The sequence below is a fragment of the Roseibium sp. genome (assembly GCF_965232425.1).
GTDB lineage: Bacteria > Pseudomonadota > Alphaproteobacteria > Rhizobiales > Stappiaceae > Roseibium.
This window is the reverse complement of the sequence record NZ_OZ246971.1, coordinates 916,102-929,706: the sequence shown is the minus strand read 5'-3', so window position 1 is coordinate 929,706 and position 13,605 is coordinate 916,102. Positions and strand designations below refer to the sequence as shown.

Annotated in this window: 12 protein-coding genes; 3 read left to right on the top strand and 9 right to left on the bottom strand. The window is 60.8% G+C overall.

The window, feature by feature from the left end:
* Positions 1–24: 24 nt before the first annotated feature.
* Together ACO08A_RS04290 and ACO08A_RS04285 are read left to right on the top strand one after the other, a co-directional pair.
* Positions 25–378, top strand: coding sequence for a YciI family protein (locus ACO08A_RS04290; RefSeq protein WP_319386009.1), 354 nt, complete (start codon positions 25–27; stop codon positions 376–378).
* Complete coding sequence (locus ACO08A_RS04285) at positions 375–1,568, top strand: RNA polymerase sigma factor (RefSeq protein WP_422039984.1); 1,194 nt, start codon at positions 375–377, stop codon at positions 1,566–1,568. The genes ACO08A_RS04290 and ACO08A_RS04285 overlap by 4 nt, the downstream gene beginning before the upstream one ends.
* An 11-nt stretch (positions 1,569–1,579) precedes the next feature.
* Here ACO08A_RS04285 and ACO08A_RS04280 read toward each other — a convergent pair whose 3' ends face one another.
* From ACO08A_RS04280 to ACO08A_RS04250, 7 genes are all read right to left on the bottom strand, one after another.
* Entirely contained in the window at positions 1,580–2,218 is a 639-nt protein-coding gene (locus ACO08A_RS04280) for a 2-hydroxychromene-2-carboxylate isomerase (RefSeq protein ID WP_422039983.1), read from the bottom strand.
* 64 nt (positions 2,219–2,282) lie between these two features.
* Positions 2,283–2,897, bottom strand: coding sequence for a LysE family translocator (locus tag ACO08A_RS04275; RefSeq protein WP_422039982.1), 615 nt, complete (start codon positions 2,895–2,897; stop codon positions 2,283–2,285).
* 228 nt (positions 2,898–3,125) lie between these two features.
* A complete protein-coding gene (gene groL, locus ACO08A_RS04270) occupies positions 3,126–4,769 on the bottom strand; it encodes a chaperonin GroEL (protein WP_422039981.1) in 1,644 nt (547 codons plus the stop codon).
* Between the two features lie 57 nt (positions 4,770–4,826).
* The gene (gene groES / locus ACO08A_RS04265) at positions 4,827–5,114 is read right to left on the bottom strand and encodes a co-chaperone GroES (RefSeq protein ID WP_306141045.1); all 288 of its coding nucleotides are present in this window, start codon (positions 5,112–5,114) and stop codon (positions 4,827–4,829) included.
* Between the two features lie 557 nt (positions 5,115–5,671).
* Positions 5,672–6,241, bottom strand: coding sequence for a hypothetical protein (locus ACO08A_RS04260; RefSeq protein WP_422039980.1), 570 nt, complete (start codon positions 6,239–6,241; stop codon positions 5,672–5,674).
* A gap of 115 nt (positions 6,242–6,356) precedes the next feature.
* Positions 6,357–7,850 carry a sigma-54 dependent transcriptional regulator gene (locus ACO08A_RS04255; RefSeq protein WP_422039979.1) on the bottom strand — a complete coding sequence of 498 codons (1,494 nt, stop codon included), beginning with the start codon at positions 7,848–7,850 and terminating at the stop codon, positions 6,357–6,359.
* Between the two features lie 166 nt (positions 7,851–8,016).
* Positions 8,017–8,781, bottom strand: coding sequence for a hypothetical protein (locus ACO08A_RS04250; RefSeq protein ID WP_422039978.1), 765 nt, complete (start codon positions 8,779–8,781; stop codon positions 8,017–8,019).
* 341 nt (positions 8,782–9,122) lie between these two features.
* On the opposite strand from ACO08A_RS04250, the gene ACO08A_RS04245 reads away from it, so the two are divergent.
* A complete protein-coding gene (locus ACO08A_RS04245; protein WP_422039977.1) occupies positions 9,123–10,688 on the top strand; it encodes an EAL domain-containing protein in 1,566 nt (521 codons plus the stop codon).
* A gap of 57 nt (positions 10,689–10,745) precedes the next feature.
* Here the strand turns inward: ACO08A_RS04245 and ACO08A_RS04240 are convergent, their stop codons facing one another.
* Positions 10,746–12,071 (bottom strand): M16 family metallopeptidase, encoded by a 1,326-nt coding sequence (locus tag ACO08A_RS04240; protein ID WP_422039976.1) that lies wholly within the window; start codon positions 12,069–12,071, stop codon positions 10,746–10,748.
* Between the two features lie 3 nt (positions 12,072–12,074).
* On the bottom strand, positions 12,075–13,496 hold the full coding sequence (locus ACO08A_RS04235; RefSeq protein WP_422039975.1) for a M16 family metallopeptidase: 1,422 nt from the start codon (positions 13,494–13,496) through the stop codon (positions 12,075–12,077).
* Between the last annotated feature and the right edge of the window lie 109 nt (positions 13,497–13,605).

Genomic DNA, 13,605 nt, shown 5'->3' with positions numbered 1-13,605 from the left:
ATTGAGACAACAAGGATATTGAACATGCGTTACACATTTCTGCTTTACACCGACCCGGCCGATCTCGCTGGCATGACACCGGAAGACTGGGCCGCCGAAAAGGAGGTCTACGGAGCCTATATTGGCGCCCTGCAGAAGGCGGGGGTTTTCGTGGATACGGACTGGCTGCAGCCGGTTGAAACCGCGACGACGCTCTCCTTGAAAGGGGGCAGCCGGCAGGTGCAGGACGGACCGTTTGCCGACACGAAGGAAACGCTTGGTGGGTTTTTCGTTATTGACGTTCCGGATCTGGACGCGGCCATGGCCTGGGCTGAAAAGTGCCCCGCCGCCAAGACCGGAAAGGTCGAGATCAGGGCCTCCGCGATGGGCTCGGTGTGACGGATGCTGCGCGCGCAGCCGAACTGGCTGCGCGGGACAGTTATGGACGCCTCCTGGCGCTCCTGTCGGCGCGCACCCATGATATTGCGCTGGCGGAAGATGCCCTGGCGGACGCCTTTGCCAAGGCGCTTGATCACTGGCCCTCGCACGGTGTTCCGGACAAGCCTGATGCGTGGCTGCTCACCACGGCCCGCAACAGGTTGACCGACTGGCAGCGAAAACAGCTGCGTTTTCCGAGCGAATCTGAAATTCCGGATATGCCCGACGATGATCGGGGGGAAGAGGGCCTGCCTGACAAGCGGCTGTCGCTGCTGCTGGTATGTGCCCATCCGGCGATCGCGGCTGATTTGCATGTTCCGCTGATGCTGCAGACCGTTCTCGGCATGGAAGCCAGGATCATCGCGCGATTGTTCCTGATCTCGCCCGCTGCGCTCGCCAAGCGCCTGGTCCGCGCAAAGGCCAAAATCAGGGACGCGGGCATTCCGTTCCAGATCCCGGAGGGGGCCGTTCTGGAGGAACGCAGCTCCGCATTGTTTGAAGCGCTTTATGCCCTGCATGCTCATGACTGGCTGGACCCGGCTGACACTTTGGGTGACGAGGCGCTCTATCTTGCCGATCTCTCCAGCCGCCTGATGGCAGACAATCCCGAGGCTCTTGGCCTGGCGGCGCTGATCGCCTTCAGCCATGCAAGGGCCGGGGCGCGGATCATGGACGGCATGCTGGTGCCGACCGGTGAACAGGATGTCTCCCTCTGGCGCGACGACCTCATCGCCTACGGCAACCGGCAACTGACCCGCGCCTATGGCAAATCAGCGGTCGGAAGGTTTCAGATCGAAGCGGCGATTGAAGCCGTTCATGTCGCGCGAAAGGACACCGGTCAGACCGACTGGCAGGCGTTGAACAAGCTCTATTTCGCGCTTCAGCAACTGGCGCCGTCCGCCGGCGGACTGGTTGCGCAGGCTGTCATCACCGGCAGGCTCCACGGAGCGGCTGCGGGATTGCGGGCGCTCGAGATTGCAGAGGCACAGGCCGGAACCGGCTTCCAGCCGCTCTGGGCGGCCCGGGCAGACCTCAACGCGGGGTGCGGCAACCGCGAGGCGGCGTCACGCTGCTATGAAAAGGCAATTTCCCTCGCAACCGATCTGCCGACGATCAATCTTCTGCGCGCGCGGTTGGCGGCGTTGGCATAGCGCCGGGATATTCATTCGACGTTCGGATTGGCCCAGTCATTCGGCCTGAACGGGGTTTGAAGCGCGCGCTCCACAAGTTGCAGGTGATCCTGTCCGTAGAACGGATCGCCGTCGACGACGTAGGTTGGAGACCCGAACAGCGCTTTCGAGACCGCCCATTGTGTATTTTCCTTCAGCCTGTCCTGGACTTCCTGTGAAGCGGCTTGCGCAAGATGCGCTTCCGGGTCGAGCTCGAGTTCCCTCGCAATCGCCTTGAGGGCGGTCACATCCGACAGGTCGACGTCGTCGCGCCAGTGCGCTTCCATGAGCCGGTGCGCCATCCTGTCGGTGTCGGGACCCGTTGCCCCGAGGGCGATGATCATGCCCGACGCGACGCTGTAATCGGCGTCATGCTGGCTTGGCCGGTGGTTGATGATCGGAACGGAGCGGAACTCCGCCCACCGTTCGATCTCCCGCCCGAAAAAATAGTCGACATGCTGCTGTGTCCGCTTGCGGAAGGCGGGACTTCGCTGCGCTTCGACGACGGGCGAAAGAAGGATAGGCCGATGCACCAGAACGGCGTCATGGTCCGCACAGATGCGCAGGATCTCGGCCGAGCCGAGATAGGCAAATGCGGAATGGGCGGAATAGACATACTCGACAACGGACATGACGCGCTTTCTAGATCTTCTGTGAAAAGGTCTGTTTCGGTGCGGATGTGAGGAAAACTGAGTGTCAGCGCTCGACGCGGGCCAGCGCGAGACCGACGCCGGCGCCTATGAAAAGCGCGCCGGTCAGTCTGTGACGAATGCGCCCCAATTGCAGGACCAGAGGCCGGGAGATATTCGCTGCCGCCACCCACAAGAGATCACCGAAAAAGACGATCGTGAGATAGACGGACGCCGCCGTTGCCATGTGGGCCGCAGTCGGGACATCGCCGGTGAACTGGGGCAGGAAGGCCGCGATGAAGACCAGGGTCTTCGGATTGGCAATTGCGAGGAACAGGCCCTGAAAGAAAAGCCCGGTCAAGGTTCCTCCGGTTGCCTGAACCTGGTCCGCATCGTCAATTCCCTGACGCCAGGCACGGACGCCCAGATAGATCAGGTAGACAACGCCAACCCATTTCAGCCAGGTGAGCGCGCTTGCAGCAAACTGAAGCAGGGCGGAAAACCCCAGCACGACAATCACGAGCTGAACGCCCACGCCGATCGTCGTTCCGACCACCGTTGCGCAACCGTAGCGCGGGCCGTGGGCGAGCGTGTTCGCAATAAAGAGCGCCACATTGGGTCCGGGAATCAGGACGAGGATGCCGGTTGCGGTTGCCAGCAGAAGAAGAGAAGCAGGATCCATGCGCTAGCTGTAACAGACTGGGGACAGACAGACAAAGAGCGCGACACGCAAAAAGGGCGGCCCGGGAGCCGCCCTTTCCGCAAAGCTTGTGAGCTGAGGCTTCCTGGAAGCCCATGCCGCTCCCCCGTGCCGCACAGCGGCACAAACTGAAAAAGGTGGGCGGCGTGTCATGTAAAAAAGGGCGGCCCGAGAGCCGCCCTTTCCGCAAAGCTTGTGAGCTGAGGCTTCTTAGAAGCCCATGCCGCCCATGCCGCCCATGTCGCCACCCGGCATTGCCGGTGCTGCGTCTTTCTTCGGCAGCTCGGCAACCATGGCTTCGGTGGTGATCAGCAGGCCGGCAACGGAAGCTGCGTCCTGCAGAGCCGTGCGGACAACCTTGGTCGGGTCGATGATGCCGGCTTCGATCATGTTGACGAACTCTTCGGTCTGCGCGTTGAAGCCGAAGCTGTCGTCGTCGTTTTCCTGGATCTTGCCGACCACGATGGAGCCTTCGACACCAGCGTTTTCAGCGATCTGACGGATCGGAGCTTCAAGAGCACGCAGAACGATCTTGATACCGGCTTCGATGTCGGCATTGTCGGAAGACAGAGCGGAGACGGCTTTCTTCGCACGCAGCAGGGCTGCGCCGCCACCCGGTACGATGCCTTCTTCGACAGCGGCACGCGTTGCGTTCAGAGCATCGTCGACGCGGTCTTTCTTTTCCTTCACTTCGATTTCGGTCGCACCGCCAACGCGGATAACGGCAACACCGCCTGCGAGCTTGGCAAGACGCTCCTGGAGCTTCTCGCGGTCGTAATCGGACGTGGTTTCCTCGATCTGGGCCTTGATCTGACCGACGCGGCCGTCGATGTCTTCCTTGGAACCGGCACCGTCAACGATGGTGGTGGTTTCCTTGGTGATCGCAACTTTCTCGGCGGTGCCGAGCATGTCGAGGGAAACGTTTTCCAGCTTGATGCCGAGATCTTCGGAGATCACGGTGCCGCCGGTCAGGATCGCGATGTCTTCGAGCATGGCCTTGCGGCGGTCGCCGAAGCCCGGTGCCTTGACGGCTGCGATTTTCAGGCCGCCGCGCAGTTTGTTGACGACGAGAGTTGCCAGCGCTTCGCCTTCGACATCTTCAGCGATGATCAGGAGCGGACGGGAAGACTGAACGACAGCTTCCAGGATCGGCAGCATGGCCTGCAGGTTGGAAAGTTTCTTCTCGTGCAGCAGGATGTACGGCTTTTCCAGGTCAGCCAGCATCTTGTCGGCATTGGTGACGAAGTAGGGAGACAGGTAGCCACGGTCGAACTGCATGCCTTCAACGACTTCAAGTTCGGTTTCCAGGGACTTGGCTTCCTCGACGGTGATCACGCCTTCGTTGCCGACTTTCTGCATGGCTTCAGAAATGTCTTGGCCAACCTGAACGTCGCCGTTTGCGGAGATCGTGCCGACCTGGGCAACTTCTTCGGACGTGGTGATGGTTTTGGAGGCGGCTTCCAGAGCCTTGACGGCTTCAGCCGCAGCCATGTCGACGCCGCGCTTCAGGTCCATCGGGTTCATGCCGGCGGCAACGGACTTGGCGCCTTCCTTGACGATGGACTGGGCCAGGACGGTTGCGGTCGTCGTGCCGTCACCAGCGATGTCGTTGGTCTTGGAAGCGACTTCACGCACCATCTGTGCGCCCATGTTTTCGAACTTGTCTTCCAGTTCGATTTCCTTCGCAACGGAAACACCATCCTTGGTGATGCGCGGTGCACCGAAGGCTTTGTCGAGAACGACGTTGCGGCCTTTCGGGCCGAGGGTTACCTTGACGGCGTTTGCGAGGGTGTCGACACCACGGAGCATGCGCTCACGTGCGTCGGAGGAGAATTTTACTTCTTTAGCAGACATAGAGTCGTCTCACCTAAATTGGGAAGTTGAAGAGATCAGGAGCGGTTCGCTGTCGGATTAAGCGATCACGCCCATGATGTCGGATTCCTTCATGATCAGGAGGTCTTCACCATCGATCTTGACTTCGGTGCCGGACCACTTGCCGAACAGAACGCGGTCGCCGGCTTTGACATCGAGCGCAACGATTTCGCCGTTGTCTTTGCGGGCGCCGGTGCCGACGGAAATGATCTCGCCTTCCTGCGGCTTCTCTTTAGCGGTATCCGGAATGATGATGCCGCCGGCGGTCTTCTCTTCGGAGTCGACGCGGCGAACTACGACACGGTCGTGCAGTGGACGAAATGCCATAAGACTGTTTCCTCTCATGAGCGCGCCCCACGCAATTGGCAGCGCGCGAGACATGATTATTGGGTTGACTGAAGCAGGAATGCGTTATTCCCGCTGCACGCTAGCACTCCCTCAAGGCGAGTGCTAACAGCGCCATGGATTTATGCAGCGGCGCCCGTTTTGTCAATGCTTTGTGACGAGAATTTAATCCGGAGATCCGGCCGGATTGCCTGCCGTCGCGACCCGGCGACGCGGTTGCAGCGGTACGGACAGGTTTCCGGCCCTCCGTTGCCCGCGCGACGCGCTCACGCCCTAGGTGATGGACCCATAAATGAGGCGGAAATGGTTTGAGGCGGATTGCGTCTCCTCAAGGAGCGGAAGCGCAGGAAATGTGGTTCATTTTCAAGCCTTTCGCGACACCGGGGAGGCGCAATCCGGTCAAATCCGAAGGATATGGAAATGGCTTCACCCCGTGTCGTCAGCGTGCTTGACCGGGCAGGAAGCCCGCTCCGCACACCCTTCCTAACGGGATTTCGCCATTTCGCATGCCATTTCAGTCTCATTTATGAGTCCATCACCTAGTTGGGATCGGCGATGGTGAATGGCAAGGTGAAACCGGCTTCTTTTCCGTCGGCCCGGTCCTTGAAACGCGTTTCGAGCTCGTATTCGCCGGCCGGAAGCCCGCTGAACTGGAACGAAAGTGCCGCGGCAAGCTCGCGCTGCTTCGACCGGCCTTCGCCGGAAAACGCCGCGAAATTCTCCTGTTCGGCCAGTACCTGCCCGGAGGAGTTGAGGAGCCTGTAGCTTGCGGTGAGGTCAAAGGCATAAACGCCATCCGTTTCCGTGAAGGCGTAACCCACGGGTTCGGCGTAGATCGACATCACTTCGTCGTCGCGAAAAACCGATCCGCTGCGCGGTGTGTACTGGCCGTAAGCCGTCCCGCCATCCTGGGTGAAGGTCGCGACCACGAAGGCAAGGCCGTTGTCGGTCCAGGCGGCGTCATAGGCGCCCTGTGCCGTGGTGAAGGCTGCGGCGGGGGTGGCAATGATGGGGGATTGCGCAAGTGCGGAACACGTCCCAGCAACGACGCCCGTTGTCACGAGGAGAGCGGAAATGGCCTTTCGGGATATCCGATTGTTGCGCAGCATGTTCACTTTCCGGAACACCTTTTAGTCTTGTCGATTCTTGGCGAATTTTTGCCGATATAGACTGACTTAAGGCGTTACACAAGAAAATGTGTGCAATGCAGTAAACAATAGCCGGTTAAACGCTGCGCGCCGTCCAGGACTGCCGTTTGCGGTATATTGTCGACGGGCTGATTTCCAGCGCCGCGGCTGCCATCGCGATGTTGCCGTCAAAGGCGTCGAGCGCATCCTCGATGATTTTGCGCTCCTGCGCCCACAACGGTTCGATGGCACCGAACGGCCGGCTTGGCACGCTGATGCGCGAGCGTTCCCTGGAAAGGTCGATAACGGCATTCGGGCGGCCGCTCTGATCGCGGATGACCATCGGCAGCATGTCGAACGTGACCGCTGCGCCTTCGTTCATGACAACGATCTGCCGGACGGTGTTTTCGAGCTGCCGCACGTTTCCGGGCCAGGAATAGGACAGGATCCGCGCCTCGGCATCCGCATCGAAGCCCTTGAAGCTCCGGCGCTCTTCGGTGGAGTACCGCGTCAGGAAGGCTTCCGCCAGGGGCAGGATGTCATCCCTGCGTTCCCTCAGGGGCGGCAAGTGGATCGGCAGCACGTGAAGCCGGTAGTAGAGGTCTTCGCGGAACCGGCCGGCGGTGATTTCCGCAACCGGGTTTCTGTTTGTCGCGCAAATGATGCGGGCATCGACCTGGCGGGATTGCGTGTCACCCAGCCGCTGGAACGTGCCGGTCTGCAGGAACCTCAGCAGCTTGCTCTGCAGCATGAGATCCATTTCACCGATCTCATCAAGAAACAGCGTGCCGCCGTCGGCTTGCTCGGCGGCGCCGGTCCGGTTTTCCGTGGCGCCGGTGAAAGCGCCCCGCATGTAGCCGAAAATTTCGCTCTCGATCAGGTCGCGCGGGATCGCGGCACAGTTCAGCGTGACGAACCGGTTCGGATTGCGCTCCGACAGATCGTGAATGGCATTCGCGCACAGTTCCTTGCCCGTTCCCGATTCACCCGTGATGAAAACCGGGGCCTGGGAAGGCGCCATCCGGGCAATCTGCTCGTGCACATCGCGCATCTGGACCGAGACGCCGATCAGTTTGCCGGTACCCGGTGTTTCGGCCTGTATGGCCGGCGCCGGCGGAGCCTTGGAAGGCTGGCGGTCGGGTGCTCTGCTCACGTCCAGGGGTGCACTCGCGTTGACTGATGGCGCGTCCGGGACCGGTCTGCGCTGCTTCAGCTGAAACGAGATCTTTGACGCAAGTGCGTCCAGGGAAAACGGCTTGGTCAGGAAATCGTGCGCTCCGGCGCGCATCGCACTGACGGCGCGCGAGACGGACCCCTTGGCCGAAACCGCCATGATCACGGCTTTCGGACATCTGACGGCATAGGCCTCCAGGGCTTCGTCGCCGCCGATCGTTTCCAGGTCGATGATGAGAATGTCGGTTGACTTGTCCGCAAGATCCTGAAGGCAGGAGGCGGAGTCCGTATAGAGAATTGGATCGGCGCAAGAGGTGGACAGTTTTGCGCAAACAGCGGAGGTGCGTGCGGCTTCGGAAGCCGATGCATCAAGTACACGTACAATCACAGGCAACGCATTGCCCTCATTACTCCCCATCGCTGGGCAACTCCCATCACTAGATCTGGGTCAGACGGACATCGAAAGATTCGTCATCCTGATAATTCTCAGAACAGGGTAAACAAAGCGTTGTCAGATGATGCAATTTGCAGTTTTTGCTGAGTTATCTCGCCAAGATTACGAGTTGTGAGGCAAAAACCGGCTGTCAGAGCGAGCCCGCCAGCAAGCCTGCAAGAAAGCATGCCAGGGCCAATGTGAGCGCGACCGGTAACGAGACGTGCTTGCGGAACAGGGGTTGGGCGGTGCCGCCGCTCAACGTTTGCACTTCCTTGTAGGTGCCCAGGGGCGAGGTCTCGACATTTCTGTCTTCCGGGTCAATGTGACGAGTCTCGGCAGCGTCCGCGTTTGCCGGCATTTCGGACGAAGCGAGTGCATCACCACTTCCCTGTAAAGCCGACATGGTGGCGACATCGTCGGAAGGTGATGGACCGTCCTTGTCGATCACAGGTTGCGGGATGGCCTCGAACTCCGGGGCGTAGCTTCCTTTCGGAATGACGATGCGCACGCGTTCGGATGCTCCGGTTCCCGCGTAATACTTCGCCAGCCGGCGGCGCAGCCGCGCGGCCTCGACGCGCACAATCGGATCGGTGACGGGATTGAAGTCCTCGGAGCGCCCCAGCGCTTCCACGGCAATCGTGTAGCCCTTTATCTTTTCCTGATTGTTCTCCAGCGCCGCGTGCACGATGAAGTCGAGGAAAGACCTGAGCTGCGGTGCGGATCGAAACTCGGGGCTCTCAAGCGCGTTGACCAGGGCGGCCTTCACGGTTTCGTCGCTGCACACGGGACCGTCGCTGCGCTCCACGGGAGGGGGGGCGATCGCGCCGGACCGGGCGAGCGGGCCGGTTTCGGTCTGGTCGTCCTGGTCTCTTCGATCTGTGCGATGACGTCCCGTGCGGGCGGCGGCGTGCATTCCAGTCCCCTATGGTAACCGGTCCAAAAGCACCACGACAAATTGCCCTAACGTAATTTTAACCGACTTACAGGTGATTGCAAATCCCTAAATCCGCAGCGTCACGTAGCGTCTTCTAGATCGAGCAGGTATGCACGCCGTCCTTGGATTCGGGAGCAAACCCGATTGTCAGCGCCTTTGGTTGTGCTTAGTCGGGGACAAGTCACGCATTTCGCACCGGAAACGGGCTTGCGGATTCGGAGTGTGCCAGATCTTAAGGCATGATTGACCGGTAATTTTGATTCGGGTCGGAACTCTCAGACACCATGGGCCGGACGGGGACCATCTTTGTAGCAATATGCATGGCCATTATCGCACTGTCGTCCGCGACGGTGCTGATATTCCAGTTCGGCCGGCCGTTCGGTGAAGCTGTGTCCCTGTCGCTTGCTCTCATGTGCACCATGATCCTGATCCACCTGCTGGTCGGCCGGGCGCGTGATCGCGGCGCGGTCAGCGAAGCGGTCGATCGCCTCGAGGACCGGATGGCGGATCTGGACGAGGATGTCGGTAACCTGGAGGGACGGTTGACCGGCATGGAACACACCATGCCCCGCAGAACGCGTGCCGAGATGGACCCGCTCTTCGCGGAAGTGGAGGTTCTGGGAACCCTGGTGAAGCAGATGGCCGAGGCCATGTCGGACCTTGAAACGCGGGTCGAAGACCAACAGGCGCTGGCACCACCGCCTCCGGCACCATCCTTGCCGCACTATCCTCAAACCCAGCCGGACATGCGCGCTCAGGCATTCGCACAGCCTCCTGCCTTTTCAGCCCCGCCGCACGCCGCCGCCCCGCCGCCTGTCACCACGCCGCATGCCGGGCAGCAGCAGGGCCCCGGTCAGACGCCAGCCATGCCTGCCGAACAGCCGCACTGGCATCACGGCCAGGTGCAGGCCGGTGAAAGCGCCGCACAGGCCGACATGGATGCCTGGGACCGCAAATACGGGGTCACACCGGTCGCGGCGGCCGGGCCTGCGCCTGTTCCCTTCGGAGCCGGTTCGCAGGCCGGACACGAGGCTGGTCCGGAAGACGATTTCCCGTTCGCTGACACCGGCGCGGCCGCCGCCGATCAGCCGAAACCGAACTTGGCCATGCGGGAATTGATCACCTCCGCCCTCAATGCCAATCGGGTCGAACTTTTCCTGCAGCCGATCGTGACTCTGCCCCAGAGGCAGGTGAAATACTACGAGGCCTTCACCAGGTTGCGCGACACCGAAGGCAATGCGGTCGAGGCAAGCGTGTTTCTTCCCGAAGCCGTTCTTTCCGGGCAAATCGCGCGCATCGACAGCCTGCTTCTGCAGCGGTCGCTGCAGGTGATCAAGCGGCTGACGTCACGCAATCGGAATGCGGTCCTGTTTTGCAACATCTCTTCGGCGTCCCTGATTGATGACGCCTTTTTCCCGAGCTTCCTTGAATTCGTCCAGTCCAACCGGGCCTATGCCGACGTGCTCGTGTTCGAGTTTTCCCAGACCGACGTCGCCGCAATGGGTGGCATCGAACTTGAAAGCCTGAATGCGCTCTACGAAGCCGGCTTCCGGTTTTCCATAGATCGCATCAGCGACATGAAGATGGATTTCAACTCGCTCGCGGGCCGGGGCTTCAAATTCGCCAAGTTACATGGCGACTATCTGATCGGCAGACGGGAAGCCAACCACGGTCACATTCATCCGTCGGATTTCGGCGATCTGCTGCATCGCTACGGAATGGAACTGATCACCGATCACGTGGAGACGGAGTCCCAGGTCCTGGAACTGCTCGACTATGACGTGAAGTTCGCCCAGGGCAACCTGTTCTCGCCACCGCGCCCCGTCAGGGCTGAGGTCCTGCAAGGCACGGCGGCGCCGGGCCCGGCGCGAACGGCGGCCGGGTAGATCCCGAAACCGCCAGGGCAGCCTGATGAGCCTGCCGTCGTTTTGGATGCCTTCAGATCAGATCTGCTTCATGCCGACCGTTACGATTGTCGGCGTCTGCTCGGCGAGCAGCCGCTTGGCGACACGCTGCACATCTTCCAGCGTCACCGCTTCGATCTCGCTGTTGCGGCGGTCGAAATAGTCGATGCCGAGATCCGCGTTCTGCAGGGCGACCAGTTGGCGTGCGATCTTGCCCGATGTGTCGAACCGGAGCGCGTAGGAGCCGGTGATGAAGCGTTTCGCCGCATCCAGTTCCGCTTCCGTCGGGCCGGTCGTCGCCATGCGCTGTAGCTGATCCAGCATCACATCCACCGTTTCGTCGGCGCGGTCCGACCTGGTCGCTGCCGATCCGATCAGCAGTCCCGTGTGCCGGTAGGGAGACAAGGAGGTGCTTGCGCCGTAGGACAGACCGCGCTTTTCCCGGACTTCCTGATACATCCAGGACGTGAACGTGCCGCCGCCGAGGATGTGGTTCATGACATAGGCGGCCTGGTAGTCCGGATCGTCACGCTTCAGGCCGGGCAGAGCCACAAGGATGGTGGTTTGCGGCACCTCGAGTTCCCGGTGCAGGTTCGAACCGGTCTGGGGCATGAGTTCGGCCACTTCTGCAAGGTCCGAGTCGTCCGGAAGGGACGCGAAAACCGTGTCCAGCATCTGGGCGAGCATGTCTGCGTCGATCGCACCGACGACGCCGATTTTCAGGTCGCGCCGCGACAGGATCTTCTCATGCTGCGCGCGCAAATCGTCCGGGCTGAGGGCTGCCATCGTGTCGACAGTCCCCATCGTCGGACGGGCGTAGGGATGATCGCTGAACATGAAATCGGCAAGCTGACGACCTGCAATCGCATTCGGGCTGCTTTCGTTACGCCTGATCTGCGTCGTCAGCTGCACTTTCATGCGTTCGACCGGGTTGTCGTCGAAACGCGGCGCGTTCACTGCCAGAGACAGAAGCTCTGTGGCCTGCGGCAGCATCGGTTTCAGCGTGCGCAGGCTGCCGTAAAAACGGTCTCTGCCGGCACTGAAGCTAATGCTGACGGCCAGTTCTTCCAGCTTGCCCTGGAATTCCTCGGAGCTGAGGTCGCCGGCCCCTTCATCCAGGGAGGCGGCAAGAAGGCGCGTCAGCCCCTCTTTCCCGGCGGGATCCTGTGTCGTGCCGCCGTCAAAGGAGAAATTCAGCGCAATGATCGGGACGGTGTGATCCTCGACAAGCCAGGCTTCTATACCCTTGGGACTGACAACCTTTTCAACCTCGACTGCATGAGCAAGGCGGGTGAATGCCAGCAACGTGATGAACGTTGCGGCAACGAGCGACGCCGTCGCGTGAAGTACTCTGTTTTGCATCATCTATCAGGACTTGTCGTTGATATTGGTTGCACTTGTCAGGGCCGCTTCCGGCTCGGTCGGGTTTTCAAATCTGAGTTCGCCATAGACGGGCGTACCCTTGAGGTACTTGCGGGCAGCGTCCAAGACGTCCTGCGCCGTGATCGAACCGATCTGAGCAGGCCAGCTCTGTACATCCGCGATGGTCTGGCCGGTCGTCAGCGCACTGCCGAACAGGCGCGCAAGGCCCGACTGGCTGTCCTGGGCATAGATCGCGCTCGCGATCATGCTGTTCTTTGCACGCGCGACTTCGTCATCGGTGACGCCTTCGTCGAGCAGTTTCTGAACCTCGACGGATATCAGGCGCTCCATCTCTTCAAGCGTATGACCGGGGCGTGGCGCCGCATAGATGCCGAAGCGGCCATCATCGAGCGCGCGGCTCTGATAGTAGGCGCCTGCACCGGTCGCGACCTCCTGGTCGAGCACCAGGGACTTGTGCAGACGGCTGGAGGGGCCTTCTCCCAGAATATAGGACAGGATATCCAGCGCTTCGGGCGTTTTGCCTTCGCCTGTGGTCTGGCTGGGCACCACCCAGGTCTGTGAGATGGATTCCTGACGCACCCTGGGGTCGGATACCGCAACGCGGCGTTCGCCTGCCAGCGGCGGCTCGGCCGCCCGGATCCGTTCTCCCGGCTCGGCGCGCCGCGGAACCTTGCCGTAGGTCTCTTCCGCAAGTTTGCGGACATCGTCGACATTGACATCGCCGGCAATCACCACCACCGCATTGTTTGGTGTGTAGAAGCGGTTGTAGAAGTCGATCGCGGCTTCCTTGTTCAGCGCCTCGATTTCGCTCTGCCATCCGATGACGGGAGAGCCATAGGGATGGTTCACGAACGTGATGGCGCTCATCGCCTCGCGCAGCCTCGATCCCGGTTCGCTGTCGACACGGCTGCGCCGTTCCTCGAGTACGACGTCGCGTTCCGGAGCGACGACCTCGTCGGTCAGGACCAGATTTTCCATGCGGTCCGCTTCCATCTTCATCATCAGCGGAAGATGTTCCTTAGCGACTTTCTGGAAGTAGGCCGTGTAGTCCAGGCTGGTGAAGGCGTTTTCCTGTCCGCCGCGTTCGGCGATCATCTTCGAAAACGCGCCATCGGGATGGGCACGCGTTCCCTTGAACATCAGGTGCTCAAGGAAATGGGCGACACCCGACTGGCCCTCCGGTTCGTCCGCCGAGCCGACCTTGTACCAGATCATGTGCGTGGCGACCGGCGCGCGGCGATCCGGGATGACGATCACTTCCAGACCGTTTTCAAGTCTGAAGCTTTCAAGGTTTGGAGCAATGACGATGTTGCTGGAAAAGAGGGGCTCGGCTTTGGCCGGCGTCGCCGGGACCATGGCGGTGGTTCCCAGCAGCAGGGCCGGCAACAAGAGCAAGCGGGCCGACATTTTCAGTCTGTGTGAATTCGTTGGGTGAAGCTTTTTATGCAATGGGTTCACGTGCAACTCCCGTTCTGGCCTGAAACAAAAAACCTCCGGACTGACCCTTCCATATAGG

What these genes read in the sequence shown, in the direction of transcription:
- ACO08A_RS04255 (WP_422039979.1), bottom strand. Translation starts at nt 7,850, where the DNA reads ATGGGGAGTAATGAGGGCAATGCGTTGCCTGTGATTGTACGTGTACTT.
- ACO08A_RS04280 (WP_422039983.1), bottom strand. Translation starts at nt 2,218, where the DNA reads ATGTCCGTTGTCGAGTATGTCTATTCCGCCCATTCCGCATTTGCCTAT.
- ACO08A_RS04245 (WP_422039977.1), top strand. Translation starts at nt 9,123, where the DNA reads ATGGCCATTATCGCACTGTCGTCCGCGACGGTGCTGATATTCCAGTTC.
- ACO08A_RS04250 (WP_422039978.1), bottom strand. Translation starts at nt 8,781, where the DNA reads ATGCACGCCGCCGCCCGCACGGGACGTCATCGCACAGATCGAAGAGAC.
- ACO08A_RS04275 (WP_422039982.1), bottom strand. Translation starts at nt 2,897, where the DNA reads ATGGATCCTGCTTCTCTTCTTCTGCTGGCAACCGCAACCGGCATCCTC.
- ACO08A_RS04260 (WP_422039980.1), bottom strand. Translation starts at nt 6,241, where the DNA reads ATGCTGCGCAACAATCGGATATCCCGAAAGGCCATTTCCGCTCTCCTC.
- ACO08A_RS04240 (WP_422039976.1), bottom strand. Translation starts at nt 12,071, where the DNA reads ATGATGCAAAACAGAGTACTTCACGCGACGGCGTCGCTCGTTGCCGCA.
- ACO08A_RS04290 (WP_319386009.1), top strand. Translation starts at nt 25, where the DNA reads ATGCGTTACACATTTCTGCTTTACACCGACCCGGCCGATCTCGCTGGC.
- ACO08A_RS04235 (WP_422039975.1), bottom strand. Translation starts at nt 13,496, where the DNA reads ATGTCGGCCCGCTTGCTCTTGTTGCCGGCCCTGCTGCTGGGAACCACC.
- groES (WP_306141045.1), bottom strand. Translation starts at nt 5,114, where the DNA reads ATGGCATTTCGTCCACTGCACGACCGTGTCGTAGTTCGCCGCGTCGAC.
- groL (WP_422039981.1), bottom strand. Translation starts at nt 4,769, where the DNA reads ATGTCTGCTAAAGAAGTAAAATTCTCCTCCGACGCACGTGAGCGCATG.